Raw genomic sequence first — 23,740 nt, forward strand, 5'->3', positions numbered from 1 at the left:
GGGGATGCATGGATCCTATACACGCCCCTTGCCCGGATATGGCTGGCATGGTCAGCCCTGATCCAGAGAAACGCCAGCGTGCTGTGTTCCTGCTGGGTAAGTTGCGGGAAAAGCACGGGATAAGAAAGCGCACTTACACACCCCGCCCGATGAACTACACATGCACGCCAACAGGCTGCTATGAGGTCAATGAGTAATGCAACACGGTACGGTTTTTACTCGTCATTTCTTAAAACGTCTCCCGCAAGTCGTCCGTCAGGATATCCGCACCAAGATAGCCAGCCGCCAGCAGCGCGGCGGGGCTACCCGTGACAACCTTGACCGCTTCAGTGATGAGGCGGTCAAGTTCGGTTTGAAAGTCGCCCCCTTCATTGAAAACAAGTTTTCTTTTGTCGACAGTCGCAACAAGGTCAACGCCGAGCGTCTGAGCCACAACATTCTGATGCGAGACGAGGCCGTGCGTAAGCTGGCCCGTCTGGTTGCTGATGAGAATATGCAGGCAATGAAAGACATTGACCCGCAGGTTTTTGACAGTTTTCTTGAGGCCATGAAGCACATTTATTCTGTGCTGGCTGAGAATATCCGCGCCATTTCCATTAACCCGCCAGTCATGCCGGGCGACAAGATGGAAGAAGAACGGGCCGAGCAAGAACTCACGGCTTCAGTGCTGAAAATGCAGTCTGAAGAATGGATTGAGCGCCGCCTGTTACACCTTCGGGCGCAGTACATTGAGTACGCTCAGATTGCCCTTGAGCGCGTCGGCGACAAGGGGCACCAGTCGAAATATATTTCCTATCCGTCTTTCCAAAACTGGAAGAACAAGCAGCGTGAAGCGGAACGCTTCATTCAGAATACCGCGGTGTACAACGAGGCCACCGGGGAGCACTTCGACCTTGTCGAGGTGATCAAACGCACCACGGCCAACCCGGAAAACCGCCGCATTGAAATGATGGTACGTTCCCGCGGCTTTGAAGAGCTGGCGCAGGACTTAGGTTATACCGCCTTGTTCCTGACGTGGACATTGCCGAGTAAGTACCACCGCAATTCTAACAAGTGGAACGGGGCCACGGTCAAAGAAGGCCATAGCAATCTGATGCAGCAATGGGCGCAGGCCCGTGCCCTGATTGCCAAAGAAGATATTCACTACTTCGGTTTTCGCGTGGCGGAGCCGCACAAGGACGGCACCAGCCATGGCCACTATTTTCTGTTCTGCGATCCGAAAGACAAAGACACCCTGATTAACATCATTTCCGGCGTGGCGACCAGTGAAGACAGAGCCGAGCTGGGAGACGACATTTCCCCGCGCTTTGACGTCAAGGAAGCCGACCCGGCTAAGGGCGGTGCCACGGCCTATATCGCGAAGTACGTTTCGAAAAACATCAACGGCAAGCACATGCCGGACACCGAAGCTGAAGAAAGCGCCTTTCGCGTTCGTGCGTGGGCCTCGGTTCACCGTATCCGCCAGTTTCAGCAGTTCGGCGGTGAGCCTGTTTCCCTGTGGCGTCATCTGCGCCGGGCCACCGAAGAACAAACCCGCATTGATCCCAAACTCGAAGCGCTGCGACAGGCGGCGGATTCCTCTAAGTGGGCGCTGTTTTGCCAGCTCGCCGCTGATGCCCAGCTTGCCTATGAAGAAAAACAGAACCAGTACGGTGAGATCGTGAAAAAAGCCATTGGTTTTCACTGGATCTCTGAAGGGGTGAGCACCTTCATTTCGACATGCAACGAGACTTACCGTTTAGTGAAAAAGTCTGAGTTAGGGGCGCTGTTAGAGTCGCGGAGCGGCTCCCCTTGGAGCACTGAAAATAACTGTAACCCCGTGCTCGGAGAGCACTTAAAACAGGTGACCGGATGGAGCCATGCCGGGGTGCAGTGCCTGATTAAACCCATATTGGCCGGGGCCAAAGTGCCAATAGACAAAGATTGCCAGCTCAAACTGGCAAATAACCGCTTAATTGTGACCCGAGGATAATTTGATGATTGAAACCATGACCGCCCAGCAGCTACGCCACGCCGAGAAAGCCATTGATACGGCGGAAGCCTTATCCGTGGAGGTGAAAGGCGAGATTGAAAAACTCAAAGCGCTGGATATGAAAGTGCTGGTGAAAAAGGTCTCTGCCGTGATGTTCAGCGGCGGCTCCCTGAGTCTGGAGGCTATCGGCCTGCCGGGTGATTTCTTTGACAAGCTGGAAATGCTCGACGGGATCAGCGCGAAAGCCCGTGCCGGTTACCGGGCCGAAGTACAAGCCCGCTTGGCAGTGCTGGAAGGGGGCGAGAATGAGTAAGAACCCGACCCGCGGCTATATCCGCTGCACGGTGCCCGAGTGTGGCGAGGTCTGCACGGTACACATGACCGGGGAGCACCGCCTGATGGAATCCGGCGAGCCGCCGAAGAACCCGCGCAATATTGGCAAACTCTATTACCGTTGCCCGCGGTGCGGGAACAGTACAAACAGCACGTCAATGCACGAGCACATTGAAAAGCACAAGGTAGACACGGTTCAGGCGCTGGGTGATGCGCCTGTTCAAACCGTTCAGGAATCTGTTAGCGAACCCGTTCGGGAACCCGTTCAGGAAACGGTTCCGGATTCGGTTCAAAGCGTTAGCCAGAGCGTTACCCAAACCAGTGAGGACGGGCTTCCAGCGTTAACCGAACCTGAGAAAAACGTCCCGACAATCGCGTGGAAAACCCTGTATCCGTGGTTAGTCGGGTTATTTGTACTGGTAATGATTTTAATTGGTCTGTGTAAAGGTAAAAAAGATGACAGCAACAGCGGAAAATTTGCAGCAAATTGAGGCGTTTGATCTCGTCGAAGAACAACCCCAGGCGGATGACTGGGCGGACTGGGGCGCGGCGATTCAGCAACTTGAATCTCAGGAAGTACCTGAGCCGGATGATAACGCCATGGCGCAGGACGCCGCCAACGATGAAGACGCGGCAGAAGCCGCGGTTGATTTGCTGGACTTGGGCTTTGTCCTGTCTGAGCAGGCGATCACCTTCGCGATTGGTCTGGACTTTGAATATGACGAGAAAGCCAAGGCCAAGGTATTAAAAGCCGCCGGGCCATTGATGCAAAAGCACGGGGCGACGTGGTTGAACTGGCTCGGCCAATACAAAGAAGAGATCCTGTTCTTGGTGGCGGTCATTGGACTGGGTGGCGTCACGGCCCGTCAGGTGAAAGGGCTCAGGGCCGAGAAGCGCGCCCAACTGGCAGACGAGAAAGCACAGCAGGAGGTGGACAATGGCGAAAAAGCCAGCACTGAACCTGCCGCGGCCTAAGAATTCCAATACCCACTTAGACCCGTTGCACCGGGTGATTATCGGCGGCACCGGTAGCGGTAAAACCTCACTGGTCAAGCATGCAAAATTCATCACCGCCAAGGCACATGCGGTGTTCTTTGACCCTTACGAAAACTACGCCGGGAAACCCTTTCAGGGCCAGCAGGTCAGAGGCTTCCACTCAAAGGCGGATTTCCTCAAAGCGCTGGTCAAAGCCCGGCAGGGAAACAGCGCCTTTAAAATTGCTTATATCCCGGCTGACTTGGTGTTTGAGGAGCTGGAATTTTTCTCAGCGGCGGCGTGGTCGGTGCTCGATGGCCGCAAAGCCCCGCTGGAAATTTGCATCGAAGAGCTGGCGTCCTGCTCGCCCACGTCCGGCACCCTGAAAGGAAAAACCGGGGAGCTGCTACGCGGTGCCCGCCAGTATGGCGGCATAGTGACCACCGTGTTTCAGCGCGGGCAGGAAGTGCCGAAAACCATCACCACCCAGTCACCGACATGGTATTTGTGCGCGGTCAATTCAATGAATGATGCCAAGTATCTGTCTGACGCGAAGAGCGTGCCGGTGGCAGACATTGCCGCCTTGCGCTCGGCCAAAGTGAACAAGCTGGAAATCAACAAGCCGATCGCAGATTTCATCCACGTCGAGGACGGCGTAGGGAACTACCAGAAAGGGGCACTGAACTGCCAGACAGGCCGCAAAGTGGCCCTGAGCTATCGGAAAAACAGCAAAAAATCAGCGTGACGCCCGTCACGTTTAAACCTATAGGTTACCCGCCTAACCTATAGGTTTCTCCTCATTTCCAACCTGCCTAAAAGTCGTTTTCATAGCACCACCTTAATGGTTCAACCAACAACACAAAGGAACGCTATGAAGAAAGAGCACAAAGTCATGCTGATCACTGTGGTGGTCACTTTGCTGATCATTGCGGTGATCAATAACGTGTCTTCATTGAAGACGCTGAAAGAAACAATTTACGGCGACGGGTGGTTTTAATCATGAATGTAGTAGCAGTAACGCCAGAAGCGCAGGCGCAAGCCTTAGCCAATTACAAATACGAAGGGGTGAAGCAGCTCAAACTGTCGAGTTTTAGCGGTGTGACTTATAACGGTCGTTCAACGCTGACGATCCCGACAGGCCAGACGTTTGACTCGTTCATGTTTAACACCAACCTGCCGTTAGAACGGCTGGAAATCACGTTCCGCCTGAACAGTAACGCCTTTATCAGCGGTATTCCGGCAACCTTCTTTCGCACGCTGGAGCAGTACAAACAACTGGATGTGCCCGCGGCGCTCGCCCCGCAGGGTGAACAGGTCTTTATCGTGTCTTTTGCCGATTTGTCCCTGAAGCTCAAAGACGGCCAGCAGCTGACCTCACTGGTCACCATGCTGGGCGAGTCGCTACAGATTCAGGTCGATATTGCGGCCAAGCAGGAAGGCGACCCGGACAGCCCGACTCTTGAAGTCATTGCCGAAACCAACAAGCCGCAGGCATTGCGTATGTATCTGCCGCGTCTGGAGCGTTTGCAGATTGATATGCCAGCGCAGGGCACTAACACCTTTAACACCCTGCCGAACGACATGAAGCGCAGCATTCGCCGCATGCACTTCATGACGGATGCTATCGACGAGCTGGAAATCAAGCGCGATGACAACGTGGCCTATGAAACCACCGCCTGGCGTGAGCGTTACATGGCGAACCGCAACGATCTGATGTGGCAGGACGGCATGTTCCATCTGGACTTTCTGATGCGCGGCTTTATCCGCAATGAAATGTTCCCGACGGCCCGTGCCAAAGAGCTGCTGTTTACCTTCAAGACCCATAAGCCCGCGGGCAGCGTCACCGTGATTACTGAATATCTGGACGTTGAGCGCACGGCGGCACAGGTCAAGGGCTAAGGGGGCAACATGCTGGATTGGCTTAATGATGCGGTGGACAAAGGCAGTGAAATGCTGGGCGGGGCGTGGGAAGACACGACGGAGTTTGCGGGCGGTTGGTGGAATGATTACCTCGACAGCAAGCCGACACCGAACAGCACCCAAGATCCGAGCGCCAACGAAACGGGCAACACGGCGACAGTCACCCAGCAGCGCCCCCAGTCTTTCCATTATGGCTGGATCATCGGCGGGGCGGTTGTCCTGCTGTTGGTCATCGTTTTGTTAATGCGGAGGTAATCAATGCCTTTAGTACCTCTATTAATCGGCGGTGGTGTGTTGTGGGGCAGCGGCGCCCTTGTGGGCGGCTCCCTCGGCTATACCGCTGCAGATGGCACTAAGTATCTCAGTGCAGGTGTGATAGCCGTGGGCGTCATCGTGCTGGTGCTGGCCTTTCTCTATTTTCGTAAGAAGGGGGCGTTGTGAGCGGATCATCTTCTGGCGGTTTAGCCAGTCTGGCCGGAACCGCCGCCGGGGCCAGTATGGGCTTTCCCGGCATGGATATGTCCGGGGCACTTGGTGCGCTGGAGTCAGTGAGTGACAGCGGGCCAATGACCACCACCAACGGCCCGGTTGAAATGAACTTCGAGGCGGGGGGCGTGACCTTCGGGGCGAAAACCCCGAATTACACCATGATAGTGGTGGCAATCGCGGCCATGGTGCTGCTGTTTTTCTACCTGAGGGGGCGCTGATATGGGCTTATTCAGTACGAAAAAGAGTGCGAACAGCAACATCAACAACAGCGTTAACACCTCCAACAGCATGGGCGTCAGCGGTGCGAACAACGGCATGATGTTCAGTGGCATTGATGGCAGCGTCACCATGACTGACCACGGTGCCATGGAGGCCGCGGGGGAAATGGCCAGTGATGCCATGACCCTTGGCTCGAATGCGTTAGCGTCGAATAACAGCGCCTTGACGGATGCGTTTAGTTTTGGACTGGAAACCTTCAACGGGGCGCTGAGTTCCCTTGGCGGCATGGCCTCCAACCAGAGCAATCTGGCCTCGCAGTCCATGCAGCTGGCGAACAGCATCAATGCCAGCGCCAACACAGGCGGGGCCAGTGACATAGGACGACAGAACACCCAGGTCATGATGGCCTTTGCGGCGGTCATCGGCTTGGTGCTGCTGGTTGTGGTTCTTAAGAGGTAGCGGAATGTATCAGACACAGAAAATCATCGAAGTACAGCTACAGGCCGGAGAAAAGATCATCTCGGCTGTCAGTCAGTACCTGTTAATCCGTGACTGCTCCCATACCGTCACCTTGCTGGCGAAAACCCAGAACCGGGAGCTTGGCACGGAGCTGAAGAAAAATGACGTGGTGCCTTTAGGTGGCTTTGAGACCATTGAGCTGTACAACCACCACAGCACGGCGGTCACGCTCAAGTACCAGTTAACCGATATTCCGGTGAACACCCAATCTGACGCGGTGGCAATCAGTGGCGCGGTGGAGGTGCACAGCATCCGCGAACCCGTGACCATTGATGCGATTCAGCAGACCGTGCCCGTTGCGTTTGTTACGCCTGTGTCTATTGCCAACTGGCCCGCGGTGCAGCCTGTGAGCGGAAAGATCACCGTAGGCAATTTGCCTGAGGTGCAGGCAGTGAGCGGGGAAATGGCGATCACCAACCTGCCCGCGGTGCAGACCGTTAATGGTCAAGTCACTATCGGTAATCTGCCGCAGGTGCAGCAGGTCAGCGGTCTGGTTGCGGTGGCCCGCAGTGATGCGCTCGCCAGTGCAGCCAAACCGTTAGACCCTGCCGTCAGCACCTTGCTGATTGAGGCGGACAACACGCGCCAGTCTGTGCTGGTACAGACAGACAAAGCCCTGTTCGTCGGGGGTGAGGGTGTCGATAACCAGACGGGGATTTACATTGCCGCTGGGGAATCCATGACACTGGATACCGGGGCGGCGGTGTATGCCTATGCGCTGGAAGGGGCCACGGTTCGGACGCTGGCAGAGGTGCGCCATGGCTAGATTACACGGTGGCGGCGGCGGAAGCTGGAAAAGCGGTGATATCAAGATCCACAACGGCACCCTTGAATCTATCCCGCTGGGCTGGGTGCTGTGTGACGGTCAGAACGGCACACCGGACTTGTGCGACCGGGCGATGGTCGGTGCGGGCCGGGCTTACAGTCCGAATCAGACATTCGGGACAGACAGCCGGGCGACAGGCAATCACACCCTGTCATCCAATCAGCTTCCCAGCTCGTCCATGACCTATCAGCGCACCAGTAACTTTCAAATCTCCAGCATTAGTAATGCGGGGGTGGCGAATCGCTCGGTGCCGAATAACGGCTGGAGTGCGTACGCCGAGACGGGACGCTCTTCACCGCGGACACTGGGTTTACGGCTGCATAACGCCAGCACCTATGTCAGCACGCCGGGCAGCGGGCAATCACACAACCACGGTCACGTCGATGTGCGTCAAAAATCGGTGGCCGTCATTTGGATTATGAAGTTATGAGAATTACAGCAGTCACACAAGATCAGCTCATCGTCATTGATGGTGTGCCGGCCTTCTTGGGACACATCGGCGGCTATGCCATGAGGCAAGGTGAATGGGCGGTTGATTTCAACACCCTGACCGGGCTGGGCCATATCGAATACACGGATAACCGCCCGAATCAGGTTATCGACAGCACAGTGTTTAACGCCGCCTATGGGTGGCTGATTGACGAGCACACACGCTATGTCACGGCCATGGCCGAACAACACGCAGCAGAGGAAGCGGCACGCAATGAGCAGCAACAAGATCTTATTGATATTGAGTCTGATGGTAATGGGGTTAGCAGCAATGACGATGTATAAGCCGCGGGGCATCCGCAACAACAATCCGGGCAATATCGAAGACAACGGCACCGCATGGCGTGGCCGCGTCGGTAACGATGGCCGCTTTGTCATCTTCGACAGACCGGAAAACGGCATCCGTGCGCTGGCGCGAACGCTGAAAACCTATCGCAACCTGCACGGCCTGACCACAGTGCGCGGCATCATTAACCGTTGGGCACCGCCTGTTGAAAATGACACCAGCGCTTATGTGAACCACGTCGCCGGGGCGCTGGGCGTCTCCCCTGACACCTCGTTGTCAGAAGCGGAAACCATGGACATCGTGCCCCTGATTATCCGCCACGAGAACGGCATGCAGCCTTACAGCGTCAAGATGCTCAATGCGGGCATTCAGGCGGCATAAGGGGGAAGGATGCTCGGTGCATTATTGAATCTGATCACGGGCGGGGTGACGGCATGGCAGCAGCACAGCCGCAACAAGGCCGAAGCCCTGAAACGCAAAGACGAACTGGAGCAGGCCAAACACACCGCTAGGTTAAAACGGCTGGAATACGGCGACGAGAAAGCCGCCAATCTGGACGAGCTGAGTATCAAGGGCCGGGGCTGGAAAGATGAATTCATCCTGTTGGTTGTCTTTACGCCCTTAGTGCTGTGCTTCTGGCCTGATTACGCGGTGTATGTGGATGCAGGTTTTCAGGCGCTCAGCAGCATTCCAGAGCCTTACTGGTATGTGGTCGGGGCTATCGTCGTCGACGTGCTGGGGATGCGCTCCATGGTGCGCTACCTGCTGGAATTCTTCTCACACAAATTAAGAGGGAAACCAACTTGATAGAGATACTGCAACAACTGACCGCAATGGGCTTACCGCCCACCATGATCGCGCTGCTCATCGTACTGTACAAGCAGGACAAGCGCCTAACAATACTGGAAACGAACGTACAACTGGGGAAAAAGCATGGCTAAGACAGGACTGAAAAGTAACGGCACACTGAAGAAAGGCTACCGCTTCGCGAAAGGTGGTCGGGTGGTGAAAGCGAAGAATGCGACGGTGAAGAAGCGGAAGCGCTAAAGTGTGTGAAAGTAACCCGCCTAAAAGGCGGGTTTTGTCTGCTATTTGAGCAATGGGCGTTGTGTTTGCTTTAAAAATGAGACAGATAATGAAGGTAAAACGGGGGCAATTAAGGGAAATTTAGGGTAACTGGGTGTAGCATTATTGAAGTGGAAGTATTAGTATGAGTTTAAAGATATAAAAAAAAAATCAAAAAATAACAGCATAAAAAACATAATAAAGTGAGATAAAAGTGCCTCAGTTGATACCAGATGATGATACAGCAGGTTTTGATATGAAACTCACCACATCAGCTAGTAACAAAATTGAAACCAACGTTTTCTTGAAAAACGGCCCATCAGCATTCGCAGTTCCTGGGTATGTGGTTCCGCATGGTTACAGGTTATTGATTGGTGCAGAAAAGCCAGCCGCAGAAGGTATGGAGCAAACCATATGCTTAGTGGCTGACGGTCAAGAACCAGAAACTGTATATAAAGTCAAAATGCTGGTTCGAAATGCTCCAAATGCCTATCTTGCTAGTAAAAATTGTACCCAACTAATTGTTTGGCGTACTTTTGACCCACGTCATAGGGCGGTTGTAACAGGCTTTCCACGGACAATATTCAATCATCTTTTAGATAGTCATGACATCATGATTACAGATGAGCAGCAAACTAGTGATGGTAAGCGTTTCTGGATGGAGAGGATTGCTGATGCAATATCTGTTCCTGAGCAGTTTGTTTACTACATTGACTTAGATAATCTTGATGACTCGTTAGTACCTAAGATTGAGTCTATTGATACATACGATGAGTTTGTCGATTCATATGTTTCGGTAGGTTGGGGTAACGATGATAATTATCGTAGTCGAGTTTTTATGATATCCAAGAGAGACTTAAGTCAACTCATAAAAATGTAAAAATTAAGTAAAGCACCTTTTTCGGGTGCTTTAACTTTTTATAGGGCTTTGAAATTAAGAAGCAGTAGAATTATACTGCTCATGCAATTTATGCGGGTGCAACTGCGTATACACTTGCCAAAGAATGTTCAGATTTCGATGCCCCGTCACCTGTGCCACTTCCTCAATGCTGTATCCCTTCTCAAACAAACGGCTGGCACCTTCCCGGCGTAGGTCGTGGTAACGTAAATCCTTAATCCCTAAGCTGTTCCTTACGCGTTGAAAGCCTGCTGTGACGCTGCGCGGGTTGTATGGAAAGATCAGGTCATTTCTTCTATCTTGCTTCATAGCAATATCAAAGGACTCACCCAGCAGCGGCACTATCATGTGATTGCCTTCTTTCTTGCGTGGGTCTTTGCGATCCCGGACAAGCACTGTTTTATGCTCCTCATTGAGATCTTCCCAGCGTAGCCCGCAAACTTCCCCAATGCGCATACAGGTCAGAATGCTGAAATCCAGAATGTCAGTGAATGGAATACGAGTAGGCCCGTTACTACGGAATTCTTGGCGGTCTTTTAACCCTTCTTTCAATCGCTCTAGCTCGTTATCCGTTGGGCGGCGTGTACGTTTCTGGCTTTTACCTACTAAGCCCATTTCAATCAGAACTGGTACAGCTTCTTCAAAGATGTCTGGATTGGCTTTGATATCGAATACTGGTTTGGCCTTTTTCATGACAGAGCGCAGGTAAGCCACGTCATGGTAAATGGTTGCCGGGGCAGCGCCCGCTTTCTTTCTGTTCTCGCAATGCTCAATCAGGTCGCTGGTTCTGAGTTCGTCGCTTAACACTCGCGCAATGTCACAGTCACGTAGCATCTGGATGACGTAGCGTTTTGTACGACCAGTTTTCTCCCATAAGTTCTCTTTGAGTATGAACTTATCCAGCAGTACCCCCAGGGGGACTGGTTTATCTTTCAGTACCCCTTGTGATTCTATTTCGCTGATCCTGTTTCGGCCGTAGGTACGGGCCAGCTCCTTTTTTCTGAAAGTTTTCGATTCCCTATGTATAATGCGGCCTTGCTGTTTAACGAAGATTGTTGCTTTGTACCGCAGTTCGCCGCTTTTGAGTTCTCGCTTTTCGATAGTGAATGAGGCCATGTTGTCCTACTCTGAAAGGGGTACTTTGAGGGGTACTGTAGAACGGAATTCGGGCAATTTCAATGAGATCACAGGAAATTCAGAATGACGCTAACTATTGATAAAAGTCAGGAAAATCACGGCCTCGCTGGCGATCACCCCTCATGCCGCTTTTCCGTGGCGCCTATGTTGGATTGGACGGATCGTCACTGCCGTTATTTCCATCGTCTGTTGTCGCAGCACGCCTTGCTGTACACCGAGATGGTGACGACCGGGGCAATTATTCACGGTAAGGGTGATTTTCTGAGCTTTAACGAGCAAGAGCATCCGGTGGCGTTGCAGCTGGGCGGCTCGAACCCCGCGGATCTGGCGCATTGTGCCAAGCTGGCGCAGGAGCGCGGGTACGATGAAGTGAACCTGAATGTCGGTTGTCCGTCGGATCGTGTGCAGAACGGCCGTTTTGGTGCGTGCCTGATGGGCGAGGCGGATCTGGTGGCTTTGTGCGTGTCGGCCATGCGTGAAGTGGTGGATATTCCCGTTACGGTGAAAACCCGGATTGGTATCGATGAGCAGGATTCCTATCAGTTCCTGGCAGATTTTGTCGGTACTGTGTCTGAAAAAGGCGGCTGCGATAATTTCACCATTCATGCCCGTAAAGCCTGGCTGAGCGGCCTGAGCCCGAAAGAAAACCGTGAAATTCCGCCGCTGGATTACCCGCGAGTGTATCAGCTGAAGAAAGATTTTCCGCACCTGACCATGGCGATTAACGGCGGGGTGAAAACGCTGGCCGAGATCGAAGCACACCTGACCCACCTTGATGGGGTGATGGTCGGGCGCGAAGCGTATCAGAATCCGTATATGCTGGCGGAGCTGGATCAGCAGTTATTCGGCAGTGCGTGTCCTGTCAAAAAACGCCGCGAGGTGGTTGAAGCTATGTATCCATATATTGAGCGTCAGCTGGCGAACGGTTCGTATCTGGGTCACATTACCCGGCATATGCTGGGGTTGTTCCAGAATATGCCGGGCGCACGCCAGTGGCGCCGGCACATCAGCGAAAATGCCCACAAGCCGGGTTCGGGCATAGAAGTGGTTCAGCAAGCGCTGGATAAGATTCCCGCCCATCTGGATGTGTGATTAGCCTGCAAGATATAGTGAGTTTAACCACTCGTTATCGTCAAATTTGCTAACTTAGCCTGTAACGCCGCGAGCTGATAACGCGGCGTTTTTGTATCTTTCTGAAAAATAAGTATTTGTTTGATAGCTGAATGTTGGCCCGAAACCTGCAGTTAACCTGCAGTGAAGCAGGAAGGGGCAGAACGGGTTCTGTTACCTATGATGTGACTGGAGAGATTGGAATGGTAGAGTTTTTATTTTTACTGGTGTTTGCCGGTGTGCTGGTTATGACAGGGATCAGCCTGATGGGTATGGTTATCGCGATAGCGGCCGGTTTTGCAGTAATGGCGCTGGCGGGTTTATTAGGTGTGGTGATTAAACTGCTGCCATGGATTATTTTGATTGCGGTTGCTGTCTGGCTGTACCGCGGAGCCCGTCGCGAGTCGTCGATTCGCTCGTCGCGGCCACGTGATATGCATAGACGCAAATATTAGCGTGTTCAAAAAGTGAGCTTGAGCCAAATCCCTGATTCCCGGCGATGAAATGCAGTTTTCTTACATTGCATCTGGTATAGTCTGGCGCAGAAAAATCAAAGCACAATGATAAAGAGCGGAGACTCAGAAATGAAAAAAAACATGCTTTCAGCAGTGGCCGTAGCAGTGGCAATTGCAGCAGCGGTACCTGCTCAGGCTGATATGTTGCTGGGCGGCACAGTAGGCGCGGATGCCTGGATGAGCAGCGCTGAAATTAACGATGCAGTAGACGGTGGCGATAAAACCATTCCATCTTTTTATGCCTCGTTTGAACATTTTATTCCACTGATTCCAAACGCACGTATTGCTTATGCCAATGTAGAAGCGGATGCGGTGGCATTTAAACAAACAGACTTTACTCTGTATTACGAGATTCTGGATAACGATCTGGTAGCCGTGGATGTGGGTGTGTCTCTGATTAAATTCGGCGACGGCGAGTATAACGCGCAAGGTCACATGCAGACGTTTGATGATGAGTGGCAGCCGGCGATTTACGGTAATGTTGAAGTCGGTATTCCTATGACACCGCTGGCGGTATTTGTAGAAGGTAACGTTGGCAGCTTCGATGATACCAGCACGCTTGATGCTAAAGCAGGTATGAAGTTCACCATTCCTTTGGTGGCGGCCAACCTGAATCTGCGTGGCGGATACCGTGTGATGGACTACGATTTTGATGCGATCAATAATCCTGCCGGCAGCAAAGTGAAGCTGGACGGATTTTTTGCCGGTGTTGAAGTCGATTTCTGATTGGCCTATCACTGCTGAACTAAAGCCATGCTAAACGCATGGCTTTTTTGTTGCCTGTTTGCTGAGTTATAGGCCATTTTTAAAGTGGGCATTGATGCAGGAATCAGGCAGATGACAATTACCGAGTTACAGCGTTTGTATGCGGAAAGCGAAATAGTGGAAGCTGTGATTGAACCTTCACTACAGGCCAACGGCTGGGTGGTCGAATTTCGTCATCGCCGTGGTGGCTTTGTCACCCTGACTGACGGCTCAGGCAGTGAAAAGTGCTACCGGGACATAGACACTGCCACTGAGCGTGCTTTTGAAGTGGGTTTTCATCAGGTACGTATTGCCGATCATTTCTGAATGCCGTGGCGCCTGATCCCCCGGATTGGGCGTCCTTGTGCCGCTTAATTTTCTTACCTCCTGCTTTTCTCTTCCAAAAAGTTATAAAACATTCTTATCTATTCTTTCTTGTTATTTCGTCGAGTAGCTAATCTACCCTTACGCAATGTAAAGGGATCGTCGTGTCATGTTACTTAAGGAACTCTCGGCTTTAGCCAGCCCTCTCAATGATCAGCAGATCGGTCAGCTGCAACAGACAGTCGCAGAGCTGTCACCACAGCAACTGGCGTGGATTAGCGGTTATTTCTGGGGATTAAGTCAAACCCAAACGGCGGGCCATCAGCCTGCCGGTCAGCCCATCGCCGCTGTGGCAGCGAAACCGGCTGGCAAACTTACCATTATTTATGCTTCGCAGACGGGTAACGCCAAAGGCGTTGCTCAGGCGCTGAAGGAAGAAGCGGTTGCGGCTGGTATCCAGGCTGACGTGTTTGCCTCTGGCGATTACAAAGGCAAGAACCTGGCCAAGGAAACCCATGTGATCATAGTGGCTTCAACCCACGGTGAGGGTGAAGCGCCGGATGACGCCATGGAGCTGCATGAATTCCTGCAGTCCAAGCGTGCGCCTAAGCTGCCGAATCTGAGCTATGCCGTGCTGGGCCTGGGGGATTCCAGTTATGAATTCTTCTGCCAGACTGCCAAAGATTTTGACAGCTACCTCAGTAAGCTGGGTGCCAAACCTTTTGTGGATCGTATCGACTGTGATGTTGATTATGATGCCCCGGCCGCCGAGTGGCGCGCTAAAGCGCTAGAGACCATCAAGGAAGAACTGCTGGGCGGCAATGATGCCGAAGTGGTTCAGCTGCACGTGGCGCAAAACGCGACGGCGGCTGTGTCTCAGTACAATAAGCAAAATCCGTATGCGGCAGAGCTGCTGGTCAGCCAGAAAATTACCGGTCGTGATTCCGGTAAAGATGTCCGCCATGTGGAAATCGATCTCGGTGAATCCGGCCTGACTTATCAGCCGGGCGATGCGCTGGGCGTCTGGTATGACAATGATCCTGCCCTGGCTGAAGCGCTGGCAGCGAAAGTGGGTCTGTCCGGTGATGAAAGCGTTGAGGTGGACGGCCAAGCCTACAGCCTGAAAGACGCGCTGATTCACAAATACGAAATTACCGCTTCTAACCCGCAGCTGGTGACCAAGTTCGCTGAACTGTCTGGCAGTAAGAAGCTGCAGAAGCTGGTGGAAGACAAAGACAAGCTGCGTGAGTACGCGGCGAACACTCAGGTGATTGATGTCTTTGCCGAGAAGAAAACCCAGCTGAGCACTGAGCAGTTACAAGGCCTGCTGCGCCGTTTGACGCCGCGCCTGTACTCCATTGCGTCCAGCCAGGAAGAAGTGGGTGAAGAAGTGCACCTGACTGTCGGTCTGGTGGAATATCAGCAGGGCGAAGAAAGCCGCTTTGGCGGTGCTTCCAGCTTCCTGTCGCACCGTCTGGAAGAAGGCGTGAATGTTCGTGTGTTTGTTGAAGATAACAATAACTTCAAACTGCCGGCAGATGATAATACCCCGGTGATCATGATTGGTCCGGGCACAGGTATCGCGCCTTTCCGCGCTTTTGTGCAGGAGCGTGATAACCGTGATGCTGAAGGCAAAAACTGGTTGTTCTTTGGTGACCGCACCTTTACCCAGGACTTCCTGTATCAGGTGGAGTGGCAGAAGTACCTGAAAGACGGCATTTTGACCAGACTGGATGTGGCTTTCAGCCGCGATCAGTCTGAGAAAGTGTATGTCCAGCACCGTATTCTGGAAAATGCGGCAGAAGTTTGGCAGTGGCTGAAAGACGGCGCACATATTTACGTGTGTGGTGATGCCAACCGGATGGCAAAAGATGTGCATGACGCACTGATCACTGTTGTTGAGCAGCAGGGCGGCAAGAGCCGCGAAGATGCCGAGCTGTATTTGAATGATTTGCGTAAAGCCAAACGCTACCAGAAGGATGTGTACTAATGACTGAGAAACTGTCCGATAACGAACGCCTGAAACGCGAGAGTAACTTTCTGCGCGGGACCATTGAGCAGGATTTGCAGGATCGTATTACCGGTGGCTTTACGGCTGATAACTTCCAGCTGATCCGTTTCCACGGTATGTATCAGCAGGATGACCGCGATATCCGCCCGGAGCGTCAGAAGCAGAAATTGGAACCTTTGCAGAACGTCATGCTGCGCGCCCGTATGCCGGGTGGCATCATCACGCCGGAACAATGGCTGGCGATTGATAAATTCGCGCAAGACAAAACCATGTACGGCAGTATTCGTCTGACTACCCGCCAGACATTCCAGTTCCACGGTGTGCTGAAGCCGAATATTAAGCTGATGCACCAGACTCTGAACGAGTATGGCATTGACTCGATTGCCACCGCCGGTGACGTAAACCGTAACGTGCTGTGTACTTCTAACCCGGTGGAGTCAGAATTGCACCAGCAGGCGTATGACTGGGCGAAGAAGATCAGTGAACATCTGCTGCCTCAGACTCGTGCTTATGCGGAAATCTGGCTCGATGGCGAAAAAGTGGAAGGGCATCAGGATCAGGAACCGATCCTGGGCTCGAATTATCTGCCGCGTAAATTCAAAACCACAGTGGTGATTCCGCCGCAAAATGATGTGGACGTGCATGCGAATGACCTGAACTTTGTCGCTATTGCCGAAAACGGTCAGCTAATTGGCTTTAACGTGCTGGTGGGCGGCGGTCTGGCCATGACACACGGTGATACAGCGACTTATCCGCGTCGTGCAGATGATTTTGGTTTCGTACCACTGGACAAAACGCTGGATGTCGCAGCTGCAGTGGTGACAACTCAGCGTGACTGGGGTAACCGCTCTAACCGTAAGAACGCGAAAACCAAATACACCCTGGACCGTGTGGGTGTTGATGTCTTCAAGGCGGAAGTTGAGAAACGTGCCGACATTACCTTCGAAGCCAGCCGTCCTTACGAGTTCACTGATCGCGGTGACCGTATCGGCTGGGTGGATGGCATCGACGGTAAATTCCACCTGACGCTGTTCATCGAAAACGGCCGAATTCTGGATTATCCGGGTAAACCGCTGAAAACCGGTGTGGCTGAGATTGCCAAGATCCACAAAGGGGATCTGCGCATGACATCTAACCAGAATCTGATCATTGCCGGTGTGGCCAAAGAAGATAAAGCGACGATCGAAAAGATCGCCCGCGAGCACGGTTTGATTGATGACGCTGTCAGCGTGCAGCGCCAGAATTCAATGGCGTGTGTGTCGCTACCGACCTGTCCGCTGGCGATGGCAGAAGCCGAGCGTTTCTTGCCGGAATTTGTCACCGATTTTGAAGGTCTGCTGGAGAAACACGGTCTGGACAAAGACGAGCACGTTATTTTGCGCGTGACCGGCTGTCCGAATGGCTGCGGACGCGCCATGCTGGCGGAAATTGGTCTGGTGGGTAAAGCTCCGGGTCGTTATAACCTGCACCTTGGCGGCAATATTAACGGGACACGCATTCCTAAGATGTACCGTGAAAATATCACTGTTGATGAAATCATGACGGAACTGGATCAACTGGTGGGCCGCTGGGCGAAAGAGCGTGAAGACGGTGAGGGCTTTGGTGACTTTACTATCCGTAGCGGAATTATTGCCCCTGTTGAAGTCTCTGTGAGGGATTTTTATGCCTAAATATGCGTTGGCGGATTTGCTGAGTGCCACCAAAGTGGAGCAGATCCTTCGGCTGGCGGAAATTAACGCCGAGCTGGAGCAGATGACAGCCCAGGAGCGGGTTCGCTGGGCGCTGGAATTTCTGGATGGCAACTTTGCGTTGGCTTCCAGCTTTGGTATCCAGTCTGCGGTCATGCTGCATCTGGTGACTCAGGAGTCACCTAATGTGCCTGTGATTCTGACGGACACGGGATACCTGTTCCCTGAAACCTATCAGTTTGTCGACTTTCTGACCGAGCGGCTGGAGCTGAATCTGAAGGTGTATCGCTCAGAGCTCAGTCCGGCCTGGCAGGAAGCACGCTACGGCCAGCTGTGGACTCAGGGCGTTGATGGTATTAAGCAGTACAACAAAATGAACAAGGTTGAGCCGATGCGCCGCGCACTGGAAGAGCTGGAGGTGAAAACCTGGTTCTCTGGCCTGCGCCGGGAGCAGTCGTCCTCCCGTGCAACCTTGCCGGTACTGGCTATTCAGAACGGTAAATTCAAATTCTTGCCGCTGATCGATTGGTCAGAACAGGACATTGATGAATACCTGCTGAAATACGATTTGCCTTATCATCCATTGCTGGCCCAAGGCTATCGTTCTGTCGGTGATGTCCACACCACAGTGAAGTGGGAACCGGGCATGAAAGAAGAAGAAACGCGTTTCTTCGGTCTGAAGCGGGAATGTGGTCTGCATGAGGATGATGCAGAGAGCGACGGTTCAGGCATCTAATCCGGCAGCTTTACATTGTGGAAATAAAAAACCTGATCGGGAAACCGGTCAGGTTTTTTTATTGGTAATCAGAAAATTGACCTGAGGCTGACAGCCGAAAAAGGTGAAATCGTTACGCTCGCTGCCCGGTATCAGGTTATTGGTCAGCTGGCTGGTGTCCAGATTTTGGTCAGGGTATCAATCAGCCCGGCACTGGCGCCCTGGGTGCCCAGAAATTGTGTGATGATGGGAACGAACTGACTGATCATGCCGGCATCTAACCCTAATGCGGTGAAGACCGGACCCAGCGCGTCCATGTTATTCAGCATGCCGCCCAGTCCGGCAGGAATGGCGTCCATCAGGTTTTCTGAACCTGGGATCAGCTTGGTCAGCTCGGTGGCCTGATCGCCGCTTAACTGGCTGGCCGCCATGGACAGCAGTGCACCGGCACCGCCCGCTGCCTGTTCGGTGCTGACACCGAGTTGATCGGTCAGCATACTGGCGAGGGGGTTGTTGGCCAGGGCTTCCATTTTATCGTCACCGCCGCCGAATAAGTCGGAAAGGCTAAAAGCATGGGCGGCAGGGCTAAGGGCCAGACTGGCCAGTAATGGCATTGCAACCAGCCAGCAGCGTTGGAGTAGAGCTCGGGTCATAGTGTTCTCCTTAGAATCGTTATGAGGTTTTCCCGTGGGGAAGCCGTAAGCTACTCTAAGCGTAGTCTGGAAAAGATAAAAGAGGGCGTTTGTCAGGTTATTGTCAGGGTATGTTGCTGATATGAGACAAAAAAACGGTGCCGAAGCACCGTTTTTCAGAAGGGCGGCAGGACTTACAGGATGTCCAGCAGCTCAACTTCGAAAACAAGTGCAGCGAAAGGTGGGATGGCAGCACCAGCGCCACGCTCACCGTATGCCAGGTTTTGTGGAATATACAATTTCCACTTAGAACCGACAGGCATCATTTGCAGAGCTTCTACCCAACCTGCGATAACGCCGGTGACCGGGAATTCTGCTGGCTGACCACGTGATACTGAACTGTCGAATACAGTGCCGTCAGTCAGTTGGCCGTGGTAGTGAACACGTACTTGCTTGTCAGACGTTGGGATTTCGCCGTTACCTTCAACCAGAACTTCGTACTGAAGACCAGATTCGGTTACTGTTACTTCTGGGCGCAGTGCGTTATCTTTGAGGAAGGCTTCGCCTTCAGCAGCAGCAGCTTGAGCTTGTACTTGACGAGCTTCTTCTGCGCGGGTGTGCAGATCACGCAGTGCGTCGTTGATGTCGTCTACAGCGATTTCTGGCATGTCGCCAGTCAGCGAGGTGGCGATGCCTTTGGCAATGGCTGCAACGTTCAGGCCTTCCAGGCCACTTTGAGCCAGTTGCTGGCCCATTTGCAGACCAATACCGTAGCTCGCTTTAGTTTCAACTGTATCTAGTTTAACGTCAGACATAGTGTCGTCTCTTTATGTCGAGTGAATTAAGCGGGCAGGATAACAGTTTCAACCCTCAGGGGTAAACTTTTGTGAACAGAGGTCGCATCAAAGCGTGACCCTGAAGTTTTGGCGCAGAGTGATGGAGAGTAGTTGTTATGGGACAAGCGAAACGCCGTAACCGGAAGAAATCGGCCCCGGCCCTGACACAGGTGTCGCTGACGGAATGGAAAACCCGGCTCAGCCAACTGAACTGGCGTGAAGCAGGCCAGACACAATGGCAGAAGGCCCGACTGAGGGTGCAGCCCTACTGGCAACTGTTACCAGGGTTTCATCGCAAAGCCTTACTGGTACTGATCCCTGTGGTGGTTGTGCTGTTCCTGCTGCCGGCTTCAGAGCCAGAACCTACTATCTCCGGCAGCGAGCCTGTGCGTCAGGAAGTGGCGCTGAACTTGGATGAGCCCGCGCGTTTACCTGTCGACCAGCGCCCAGAGCCGGTATCGCCGCCTCGTCCGGCAATCATCAAATCTGTGGCGTCGCCAACCGCGGTGACATCTTCGTCAACTTCAGCGACGGCAGCGTCCCGGCAGCCAGCTTCTGCTGAAAACTGGATAAATTATGAAGTCAAAAAAGGCGAAACCCTGGCGACCATCTTTCGTGCCAAGTCGTTACCTCTGACCGATCTGTACGCCATTGCTGCGATTGAAGGTAAAGACAAACCCCTCAGTTACATTAAATCTGGCCAGTTATTGCGTTACAAACAACTGGCCAATGGGGATCTGGATGTCCTGCAGATTGAGAGCCGCGGTGGCGATCCTGTGATGTTTTTCCGCCGCTCTGACGGTAGTTTTGCCCGCGGTAAGTAATGGATTAATCAGGCGGTTGCCGGAGTTTTCGTCAGCCGCATATCAATGTGTGGAATGCCGTCTTCCAGGTATTCGTCAGAGCTTGGCTCAAAGCCAAAGCGCCCGTAATAACTCTGCAAGTGCGACTGTGCGCCGATGTCAATGTCCTGCCCCGGCCACAGTTGTTCTGCGTACGCCAGCCCATGGGTGAGCAAGACACTTCCCATCCCTTTCCCGCGCGCTGCTTCAGCGGTGATCACCCGTCCAATACTGACATTGTCGTAGGTTGTGCCTGGCGGTAATAACCGCAGATAAGCCATCAGAGTGCCATTGTCATAAGCGACTAAATGATGCACACCCTGAGCTTTGTCGTGGCCGTCGAGTTCCGGATACGGGCAGTTCTGTTCAACCACGAACACATCCACCCTGAGTTTCATGATGTCATATAGTTGATCAGTGCTGAGCTGATCAAAACGAAGGCATTGCCACTGCATTGATTGTGTCCTTTTACTACGGCTTCTGTACCTGAGTACCAGCATAAAATGCGCGATGAGATATCGCAACCGGCGTTTATTTTCCTGACGCGGCCAGATGACGCTGCAGGCTGTCCAGCTGGTTCAGTGACAGGTTTAGAAACGATGCCAGTTGTGGCGCAGTGATGTGTGTTGCCAGCTCACCGATGCTGTCAGTGAACAGGGCGTAGCGTCGTGCCGGGCTGTACAGGCGCATGAACTGCTCTTTTTGTTCCCGGAACAGCAATTGCCTCTCGGCCAGGGCCATATACAGGGCTGGATGGTCATCGCGCCAGCGAAGAATCAGCTCTGCTGGTAGGGTCTGGATCAGGCAGGGTGACAAGGTTTCCAGCAGATAGGGCGATCCCTCGTCGGTCAGCAGGCTTTCAAAGCCAATCAGCAGATCCTGTTCCCAGAAGAAATCTTTGCTGATGGTTTTACCGTCTCCGGTGATGTAACAGGCATGGCACAGGCCATCAATCAGAAAATACGCCTGTGTTGCCAGTTCTCCCTGATTGATCAGCACATGCCGGGTAGGCAGTTCTAACGGTTCGGCCAGTGACAGTGCCTGATCGATAGTGGCCTGATCGGCACTGTGCAGGGCCAGAAATTGCGCGAGTGGTGAGGTCATAGTGTTCTGTCGTTGTTGAAGTCATCTATATCTAGCTTACCAAAAAATACTGCGACCACAGGCCGCGGTATTGGGATATCGTTTGTATGGTTTGAAATCAGTGTTGCAGGTCAATCCGGTAAATTGCAAAGCCGGCAGCATCTGTATTGACTTGTTTCATCGGATGCTGACCTTTGTCTTTGATAAAGGATGCCGCTTTGTCGCTCGGTGAGGTCTCAAAGCGGATGTCCAGTTGCGTTGTGCTCCTGAGCGGGGCAAAGCGCCAGTTATTGTCGGCACTCGGTACAACTTGCCCGTCGTCTTTACTTACCCGGCTGATGTAACTGGCCAGCACGGTGCGGTTTTCATCCGGTGCTGCAAAGGCGATGAATTGCTCACCCGTCCCGGCAAACTTGGCACTGTAAGCGCGGTAATTGTTAGTTGCGATGATGAAGGGCTGGGCCGGATCTATGGCTTTGCCCTGATAGGTTAATTGCTGGATCCGTTCGGATGCCGGGTTGATGAGCTTACAGTCACCGTCGTAACGGGCGGGCTGAGAGACATCCACCTGATACTGAACACCGTCAATCACGTCGAAGTTATAGGTGCGGAAGTCTTCCCAGTTGATCAGTGACTGTGGCGCGCCTGAGCTGAGATCAATCTGGTTAAATTGTCCGGCAGAGCACTCCAGCCATTCTTTGACTTCTTTGCCTGTCACTTTCAGTGCCACCAGGGTATTGGGGTACAGGTACAGATCGGCTGCGTTGCGAAAGGTCAGCTGGCCGGCTTCCACTTCGGTGTAGTTGCCCGGATCGTTCGCCCGGCCGCCTGCCTTGAACGGGGCGGCAGCCGACAGCACAGGCAGGCCGTCTAAATCCGGGTCGCCCTGAATAAAGCGCTCCACGTAATCTTTCTGTGCCAGGTTCACAATCTGTACGGTCGGATCATCCTGTACCAGCGCAAGATAGCTGTACATCACGTCACTGGCTTTACCGATCGGCTGGTTTACAAATTCACGTGTCCCCTTGTGATCCTCCATCACGGCTGCGACCAGTTTACTGTCCGCCGCTACCTGCGCTTTGCCGTCGGCAAATATCGGGCGAGCCTGGGTTTGACGCTCAGTCACTATCCACTTGCCATCTTGCCGGGTCAGCTCCAGATCGATCACCCCCAGATGATCGCCCCAACGGCCGGGCATCACAGCCGCGACACCATTGATAGTACCTTTTTCTATGTCCGTATTGGGCAGGTTGGCAAAGGTTTGGCTCGGGAAGACAGCGTGGGCATGGCCGAAGGCGATTGCATCTATGCCTTTCACTTCTGTCAGGTAATAAACCGAGTTTTCCGCCATGGCATGGTAAGGATCGGCAGACACGCCTGAATGCGGAATCGCGACTATGATATCGGCGCCTTCGGCTTTCATCTTAGGCACGAAATAGTCTGCGGTTTGCTTGATGTCTCTGGCGCTCACCTTGCCTTCCAGATTCTTTTTATCCCAGGTCATGATTTGCGGCGGCACAAAGCCGATGTAGCCGATCTTTACCTCATGCTCTGTGCCGTCGGTATCTTTCAGGCGATAGGTTTTAATCAGATAAGGGGTAAAGAGGTTTTCCCCCGTCCTGAGGTCGTAGACATTGGCATTGATATAGGGGAAGTTTGCGCCTTTTAATGCCGCTTGCAGGAAATCCAGCCCGTAATTGAATTCATGGTTACCTATGTTGCCTACTTCGTAATCAAGTGGGTTCATGGCTTTATAGACAGGGTGAACATCACCGTCTGCCAGACCTTTCGCTGCCATGTAGTCACCCATCGGGCTGCCCTGAATCAGATCGCCGTTATCAACCAGCACACTGTTAGTGACTTCGCGCCTGGCTTGCTCGATTAAGGTGGCGGTACGGACCAGCCCGGTTTTCTCGGTGGCTTTATCTTTGTAGTAGTCGTAGTCCATGACATTGGCGTGAATGTCGGTGGTTTCAAGAATGCGCAGTTGAATGGTGTCTGCCAGTGCCGGGTCTGCTGCTGCCAGCAGTGCGCCCAGTATGGCAAGTGAAAGTGGTTTTGCTCTTAAAGACATGATTTCACCGTCATTAATGGAGTAAGTTACGCGCTAAA

General features: G+C 52.9%; 33 protein-coding genes. 27 read left to right on the top strand and 6 right to left on the bottom strand.

The window, feature by feature from the left end; translation table 11 throughout:
• Positions 1-8 precede the first annotated feature (8 nt).
• The 19 genes from KCG43_RS19025 (at position 9) to KCG43_RS19110 (ending at position 9,973) form a co-directional block, all read left to right on the top strand.
• A complete protein-coding gene (locus tag KCG43_RS19025; protein WP_192015895.1) occupies positions 9-197 on the top strand; it encodes a hypothetical protein in 189 nt (62 codons plus the stop codon).
• The gene (locus KCG43_RS19030) at positions 197-1,972 is read left to right on the top strand and encodes a replication endonuclease (RefSeq protein WP_218386885.1); all 1,776 of its coding nucleotides are present in this window, start codon (positions 197-199) and stop codon (positions 1,970-1,972) included. The genes KCG43_RS19025 and KCG43_RS19030 overlap by 1 nt, the downstream gene beginning before the upstream one ends.
• 4 nt (positions 1,973-1,976) lie before the next feature.
• Positions 1,977-2,285 (top strand): hypothetical protein, encoded by a 309-nt coding sequence (locus tag KCG43_RS19035; protein WP_218386887.1) that lies wholly within the window; start codon positions 1,977-1,979, stop codon positions 2,283-2,285.
• On the top strand, positions 2,278-2,796 hold the full coding sequence (locus KCG43_RS19040; RefSeq protein WP_218386889.1) for a hypothetical protein: 519 nt from the start codon (positions 2,278-2,280) through the stop codon (positions 2,794-2,796). Before KCG43_RS19035 ends, KCG43_RS19040 begins: the two co-directional genes overlap by 8 nt.
• On the top strand, positions 2,762-3,280 hold the full coding sequence (locus KCG43_RS19045; protein ID WP_218386891.1) for a hypothetical protein: 519 nt from the start codon (positions 2,762-2,764) through the stop codon (positions 3,278-3,280). Before KCG43_RS19040 ends, KCG43_RS19045 begins: the two co-directional genes overlap by 35 nt.
• A complete protein-coding gene (locus tag KCG43_RS19050) occupies positions 3,243-4,025 on the top strand; it encodes a hypothetical protein (protein ID WP_218386893.1) in 783 nt (260 codons plus the stop codon). The genes KCG43_RS19045 and KCG43_RS19050 overlap by 38 nt, the downstream gene beginning before the upstream one ends.
• Before the next feature lie 126 nt (positions 4,026-4,151).
• The gene (locus tag KCG43_RS21470; RefSeq protein WP_255558100.1) at positions 4,152-4,277 is read left to right on the top strand and encodes a hypothetical protein; all 126 of its coding nucleotides are present in this window, start codon (positions 4,152-4,154) and stop codon (positions 4,275-4,277) included.
• Positions 4,278-4,279: 2 nt separating this feature from the next.
• The gene (locus KCG43_RS19055; RefSeq protein WP_218386899.1) at positions 4,280-5,179 is read left to right on the top strand and encodes a major capsid protein P2; all 900 of its coding nucleotides are present in this window, start codon (positions 4,280-4,282) and stop codon (positions 5,177-5,179) included.
• Positions 5,180-5,188: 9 nt separating this feature from the next.
• On the top strand, positions 5,189-5,455 hold the full coding sequence (locus tag KCG43_RS19060) for a hypothetical protein (protein WP_218386900.1): 267 nt from the start codon (positions 5,189-5,191) through the stop codon (positions 5,453-5,455).
• A 3-nt stretch (positions 5,456-5,458) separates the two neighbouring features.
• Positions 5,459-5,641 carry a hypothetical protein gene (locus KCG43_RS19065; RefSeq protein ID WP_027253759.1) on the top strand — a complete coding sequence of 61 codons (183 nt, stop codon included), beginning with the start codon at positions 5,459-5,461 and terminating at the stop codon, positions 5,639-5,641.
• Positions 5,638-5,907, top strand: a complete 270-nt coding sequence (locus KCG43_RS19070; protein WP_218386902.1) for a hypothetical protein — start codon at positions 5,638-5,640, stop codon at positions 5,905-5,907. The genes KCG43_RS19065 and KCG43_RS19070 overlap by 4 nt, the downstream gene beginning before the upstream one ends.
• A 1-nt stretch (position 5,908) precedes the next feature.
• A complete protein-coding gene (locus KCG43_RS19075) occupies positions 5,909-6,367 on the top strand; it encodes a hypothetical protein (RefSeq protein ID WP_161442356.1) in 459 nt (152 codons plus the stop codon).
• A 4-nt stretch (positions 6,368-6,371) separates the two neighbouring features.
• Positions 6,372-7,193: a hypothetical protein gene (locus KCG43_RS19080; protein ID WP_218386905.1), complete on the top strand. Its 822-nt coding sequence runs from the start codon at positions 6,372-6,374 to the stop codon at positions 7,191-7,193.
• Entirely contained in the window at positions 7,186-7,683 is a 498-nt protein-coding gene (locus tag KCG43_RS19085) for a hypothetical protein (RefSeq protein ID WP_218386907.1), read from the top strand. The genes KCG43_RS19080 and KCG43_RS19085 overlap by 8 nt, the downstream gene beginning before the upstream one ends.
• A complete protein-coding gene (locus KCG43_RS19090; RefSeq protein ID WP_218386908.1) occupies positions 7,680-8,027 on the top strand; it encodes a hypothetical protein in 348 nt (115 codons plus the stop codon). The genes KCG43_RS19085 and KCG43_RS19090 overlap by 4 nt, the downstream gene beginning before the upstream one ends.
• Complete coding sequence (locus KCG43_RS19095) at positions 8,014-8,409, top strand: structural protein (RefSeq protein ID WP_255558101.1); 396 nt, start codon at positions 8,014-8,016, stop codon at positions 8,407-8,409. The genes KCG43_RS19090 and KCG43_RS19095 overlap by 14 nt, the downstream gene beginning before the upstream one ends.
• 9 nt (positions 8,410-8,418) lie before the next feature.
• Positions 8,419-8,835 carry a hypothetical protein gene (locus tag KCG43_RS19100; protein ID WP_218386909.1) on the top strand — a complete coding sequence of 139 codons (417 nt, stop codon included), beginning with the start codon at positions 8,419-8,421 and terminating at the stop codon, positions 8,833-8,835.
• Positions 8,832-8,969: a hypothetical protein gene (locus tag KCG43_RS19105; RefSeq protein ID WP_155804952.1), complete on the top strand. Its 138-nt coding sequence runs from the start codon at positions 8,832-8,834 to the stop codon at positions 8,967-8,969. Before KCG43_RS19100 ends, KCG43_RS19105 begins: the two co-directional genes overlap by 4 nt.
• Before the next feature lie 338 nt (positions 8,970-9,307).
• The gene (locus tag KCG43_RS19110; RefSeq protein WP_218386910.1) at positions 9,308-9,973 is read left to right on the top strand and encodes a hypothetical protein; all 666 of its coding nucleotides are present in this window, start codon (positions 9,308-9,310) and stop codon (positions 9,971-9,973) included.
• 54 nt (positions 9,974-10,027) lie between these two features.
• Here KCG43_RS19110 and KCG43_RS19115 read toward each other — a convergent pair whose 3' ends face one another.
• Positions 10,028-11,107 (bottom strand): site-specific integrase, encoded by a 1,080-nt coding sequence (locus KCG43_RS19115; RefSeq protein WP_218386911.1) that lies wholly within the window; start codon positions 11,105-11,107, stop codon positions 10,028-10,030.
• Positions 11,108-11,191: 84 nt separating this feature from the next.
• On the opposite strand from KCG43_RS19115, the gene dusA reads away from it, so the two are divergent.
• From dusA to KCG43_RS19150, 7 genes are all read left to right on the top strand, one after another.
• Positions 11,192-12,220: a tRNA dihydrouridine(20/20a) synthase DusA gene (dusA, locus tag KCG43_RS19120; RefSeq protein WP_218386912.1), complete on the top strand. Its 1,029-nt coding sequence runs from the start codon at positions 11,192-11,194 to the stop codon at positions 12,218-12,220.
• Between the two features lie 221 nt (positions 12,221-12,441).
• Positions 12,442-12,693 (top strand): envelope stress response protein PspG, encoded by a 252-nt coding sequence (pspG, locus tag KCG43_RS19125; RefSeq protein WP_192017783.1) that lies wholly within the window; start codon positions 12,442-12,444, stop codon positions 12,691-12,693.
• Between the two features lie 129 nt (positions 12,694-12,822).
• A complete protein-coding gene (locus tag KCG43_RS19130; protein WP_192017784.1) occupies positions 12,823-13,479 on the top strand; it encodes a TIGR04219 family outer membrane beta-barrel protein in 657 nt (218 codons plus the stop codon).
• Positions 13,480-13,590: 111 nt separating this feature from the next.
• Entirely contained in the window at positions 13,591-13,824 is a 234-nt protein-coding gene (locus tag KCG43_RS19135; RefSeq protein WP_192017785.1) for a thymidylate kinase, read from the top strand.
• A gap of 166 nt (positions 13,825-13,990) precedes the next feature.
• A complete protein-coding gene (locus KCG43_RS19140) occupies positions 13,991-15,811 on the top strand; it encodes an assimilatory sulfite reductase (NADPH) flavoprotein subunit (protein WP_218386914.1) in 1,821 nt (606 codons plus the stop codon).
• Positions 15,811-17,502: an assimilatory sulfite reductase (NADPH) hemoprotein subunit gene (gene cysI / locus KCG43_RS19145; RefSeq protein ID WP_192017787.1), complete on the top strand. Its 1,692-nt coding sequence runs from the start codon at positions 15,811-15,813 to the stop codon at positions 17,500-17,502. The genes KCG43_RS19140 and cysI overlap by 1 nt, the downstream gene beginning before the upstream one ends.
• Positions 17,495-18,256 (top strand): phosphoadenylyl-sulfate reductase, encoded by a 762-nt coding sequence (locus KCG43_RS19150; RefSeq protein ID WP_192017788.1) that lies wholly within the window; start codon positions 17,495-17,497, stop codon positions 18,254-18,256. The genes cysI and KCG43_RS19150 overlap by 8 nt, the downstream gene beginning before the upstream one ends.
• A gap of 143 nt (positions 18,257-18,399) precedes the next feature.
• Here KCG43_RS19150 and KCG43_RS19155 read toward each other — a convergent pair whose 3' ends face one another.
• Complete coding sequence (locus KCG43_RS19155; protein WP_225445381.1) at positions 18,400-18,888, bottom strand: DUF2780 domain-containing protein; 489 nt, start codon at positions 18,886-18,888, stop codon at positions 18,400-18,402.
• A gap of 173 nt (positions 18,889-19,061) precedes the next feature.
• Positions 19,062-19,682: an FKBP-type peptidyl-prolyl cis-trans isomerase gene (locus KCG43_RS19160; protein ID WP_192017789.1), complete on the bottom strand. Its 621-nt coding sequence runs from the start codon at positions 19,680-19,682 to the stop codon at positions 19,062-19,064.
• 137 nt (positions 19,683-19,819) lie between these two features.
• On the opposite strand from KCG43_RS19160, the gene KCG43_RS19165 reads away from it, so the two are divergent.
• Positions 19,820-20,527, top strand: coding sequence for a LysM-like peptidoglycan-binding domain-containing protein (locus KCG43_RS19165; RefSeq protein ID WP_192017790.1), 708 nt, complete (start codon positions 19,820-19,822; stop codon positions 20,525-20,527).
• Between the two features lie 8 nt (positions 20,528-20,535).
• Here the strand turns inward: KCG43_RS19165 and KCG43_RS19170 are convergent, their stop codons facing one another.
• The 3 genes from KCG43_RS19170 to KCG43_RS19180 all read right to left on the bottom strand — a co-directional run bounded on the left by KCG43_RS19170 (position 20,536) and on the right by KCG43_RS19180 (position 23,702).
• Positions 20,536-21,000 (bottom strand): GNAT family N-acetyltransferase, encoded by a 465-nt coding sequence (locus KCG43_RS19170; RefSeq protein ID WP_192017791.1) that lies wholly within the window; start codon positions 20,998-21,000, stop codon positions 20,536-20,538.
• A 76-nt stretch (positions 21,001-21,076) separates the two neighbouring features.
• The gene (locus KCG43_RS19175; RefSeq protein WP_218386916.1) at positions 21,077-21,649 is read right to left on the bottom strand and encodes a Crp/Fnr family transcriptional regulator; all 573 of its coding nucleotides are present in this window, start codon (positions 21,647-21,649) and stop codon (positions 21,077-21,079) included.
• 97 nt (positions 21,650-21,746) lie between these two features.
• Complete coding sequence (locus KCG43_RS19180; protein ID WP_218386918.1) at positions 21,747-23,702, bottom strand: bifunctional 2',3'-cyclic-nucleotide 2'-phosphodiesterase/3'-nucleotidase; 1,956 nt, start codon at positions 23,700-23,702, stop codon at positions 21,747-21,749.
• Between the last annotated feature and the right edge of the window lie 38 nt (positions 23,703-23,740).

Origin of the sequence: Photobacterium sp. WH24 (assembly GCF_019204055.1) — a bacterium.
Taxonomy (GTDB): Bacteria; Pseudomonadota; Gammaproteobacteria; order Enterobacterales; family Vibrionaceae; genus Photobacterium; species Photobacterium arenosum.

Bases quoted from the DNA above. Each gene is read 5' to 3' on its own strand.
- KCG43_RS19160 (WP_192017789.1), bottom strand. From the start codon at position 19,682: ATGTCTGACGTTAAACTAGATACAGTTGAAACTAAAGCGAGCTACGGT.
- KCG43_RS19100 (WP_218386909.1), top strand. From the start codon at position 8,419: ATGCTCGGTGCATTATTGAATCTGATCACGGGCGGGGTGACGGCATGG.
- KCG43_RS19175 (WP_218386916.1), bottom strand. From the start codon at position 21,649: ATGACCTCACCACTCGCGCAATTTCTGGCCCTGCACAGTGCCGATCAG.
- KCG43_RS19080 (WP_218386905.1), top strand. From the start codon at position 6,372: ATGTATCAGACACAGAAAATCATCGAAGTACAGCTACAGGCCGGAGAA.
- KCG43_RS19180 (WP_218386918.1), bottom strand. From the start codon at position 23,702: ATGTCTTTAAGAGCAAAACCACTTTCACTTGCCATACTGGGCGCACTG.
- KCG43_RS19165 (WP_192017790.1), top strand. From the start codon at position 19,820: ATGGGACAAGCGAAACGCCGTAACCGGAAGAAATCGGCCCCGGCCCTG.
- KCG43_RS19095 (WP_255558101.1), top strand. From the start codon at position 8,014: ATGACGATGTATAAGCCGCGGGGCATCCGCAACAACAATCCGGGCAAT.
- KCG43_RS19030 (WP_218386885.1), top strand. From the start codon at position 197: ATGCAACACGGTACGGTTTTTACTCGTCATTTCTTAAAACGTCTCCCG.
- KCG43_RS19045 (WP_218386891.1), top strand. From the start codon at position 2,762: ATGACAGCAACAGCGGAAAATTTGCAGCAAATTGAGGCGTTTGATCTC.
- KCG43_RS19060 (WP_218386900.1), top strand. From the start codon at position 5,189: ATGCTGGATTGGCTTAATGATGCGGTGGACAAAGGCAGTGAAATGCTG.
- KCG43_RS19140 (WP_218386914.1), top strand. From the start codon at position 13,991: ATGTTACTTAAGGAACTCTCGGCTTTAGCCAGCCCTCTCAATGATCAG.
- KCG43_RS19025 (WP_192015895.1), top strand. From the start codon at position 9: ATGGATCCTATACACGCCCCTTGCCCGGATATGGCTGGCATGGTCAGC.
- cysI (WP_192017787.1), top strand. From the start codon at position 15,811: ATGACTGAGAAACTGTCCGATAACGAACGCCTGAAACGCGAGAGTAAC.
- KCG43_RS19135 (WP_192017785.1), top strand. From the start codon at position 13,591: ATGACAATTACCGAGTTACAGCGTTTGTATGCGGAAAGCGAAATAGTG.
- KCG43_RS19035 (WP_218386887.1), top strand. From the start codon at position 1,977: ATGATTGAAACCATGACCGCCCAGCAGCTACGCCACGCCGAGAAAGCC.
- dusA (WP_218386912.1), top strand. From the start codon at position 11,192: ATGACGCTAACTATTGATAAAAGTCAGGAAAATCACGGCCTCGCTGGC.
- pspG (WP_192017783.1), top strand. From the start codon at position 12,442: ATGGTAGAGTTTTTATTTTTACTGGTGTTTGCCGGTGTGCTGGTTATG.
- KCG43_RS21470 (WP_255558100.1), top strand. From the start codon at position 4,152: ATGAAGAAAGAGCACAAAGTCATGCTGATCACTGTGGTGGTCACTTTG.
- KCG43_RS19170 (WP_192017791.1), bottom strand. From the start codon at position 21,000: ATGCAGTGGCAATGCCTTCGTTTTGATCAGCTCAGCACTGATCAACTA.
- KCG43_RS19085 (WP_218386907.1), top strand. From the start codon at position 7,186: ATGGCTAGATTACACGGTGGCGGCGGCGGAAGCTGGAAAAGCGGTGAT.
- KCG43_RS19155 (WP_225445381.1), bottom strand. From the start codon at position 18,888: ATGACCCGAGCTCTACTCCAACGCTGCTGGCTGGTTGCAATGCCATTA.
- KCG43_RS19150 (WP_192017788.1), top strand. From the start codon at position 17,495: ATGCCTAAATATGCGTTGGCGGATTTGCTGAGTGCCACCAAAGTGGAG.
- KCG43_RS19040 (WP_218386889.1), top strand. From the start codon at position 2,278: ATGAGTAAGAACCCGACCCGCGGCTATATCCGCTGCACGGTGCCCGAG.
- KCG43_RS19090 (WP_218386908.1), top strand. From the start codon at position 7,680: ATGAGAATTACAGCAGTCACACAAGATCAGCTCATCGTCATTGATGGT.
- KCG43_RS19055 (WP_218386899.1), top strand. From the start codon at position 4,280: ATGAATGTAGTAGCAGTAACGCCAGAAGCGCAGGCGCAAGCCTTAGCC.
- KCG43_RS19065 (WP_027253759.1), top strand. From the start codon at position 5,459: ATGCCTTTAGTACCTCTATTAATCGGCGGTGGTGTGTTGTGGGGCAGC.
- KCG43_RS19050 (WP_218386893.1), top strand. From the start codon at position 3,243: ATGGCGAAAAAGCCAGCACTGAACCTGCCGCGGCCTAAGAATTCCAAT.
- KCG43_RS19115 (WP_218386911.1), bottom strand. From the start codon at position 11,107: ATGGCCTCATTCACTATCGAAAAGCGAGAACTCAAAAGCGGCGAACTG.
- KCG43_RS19130 (WP_192017784.1), top strand. From the start codon at position 12,823: ATGAAAAAAAACATGCTTTCAGCAGTGGCCGTAGCAGTGGCAATTGCA.
- KCG43_RS19075 (WP_161442356.1), top strand. From the start codon at position 5,909: ATGGGCTTATTCAGTACGAAAAAGAGTGCGAACAGCAACATCAACAAC.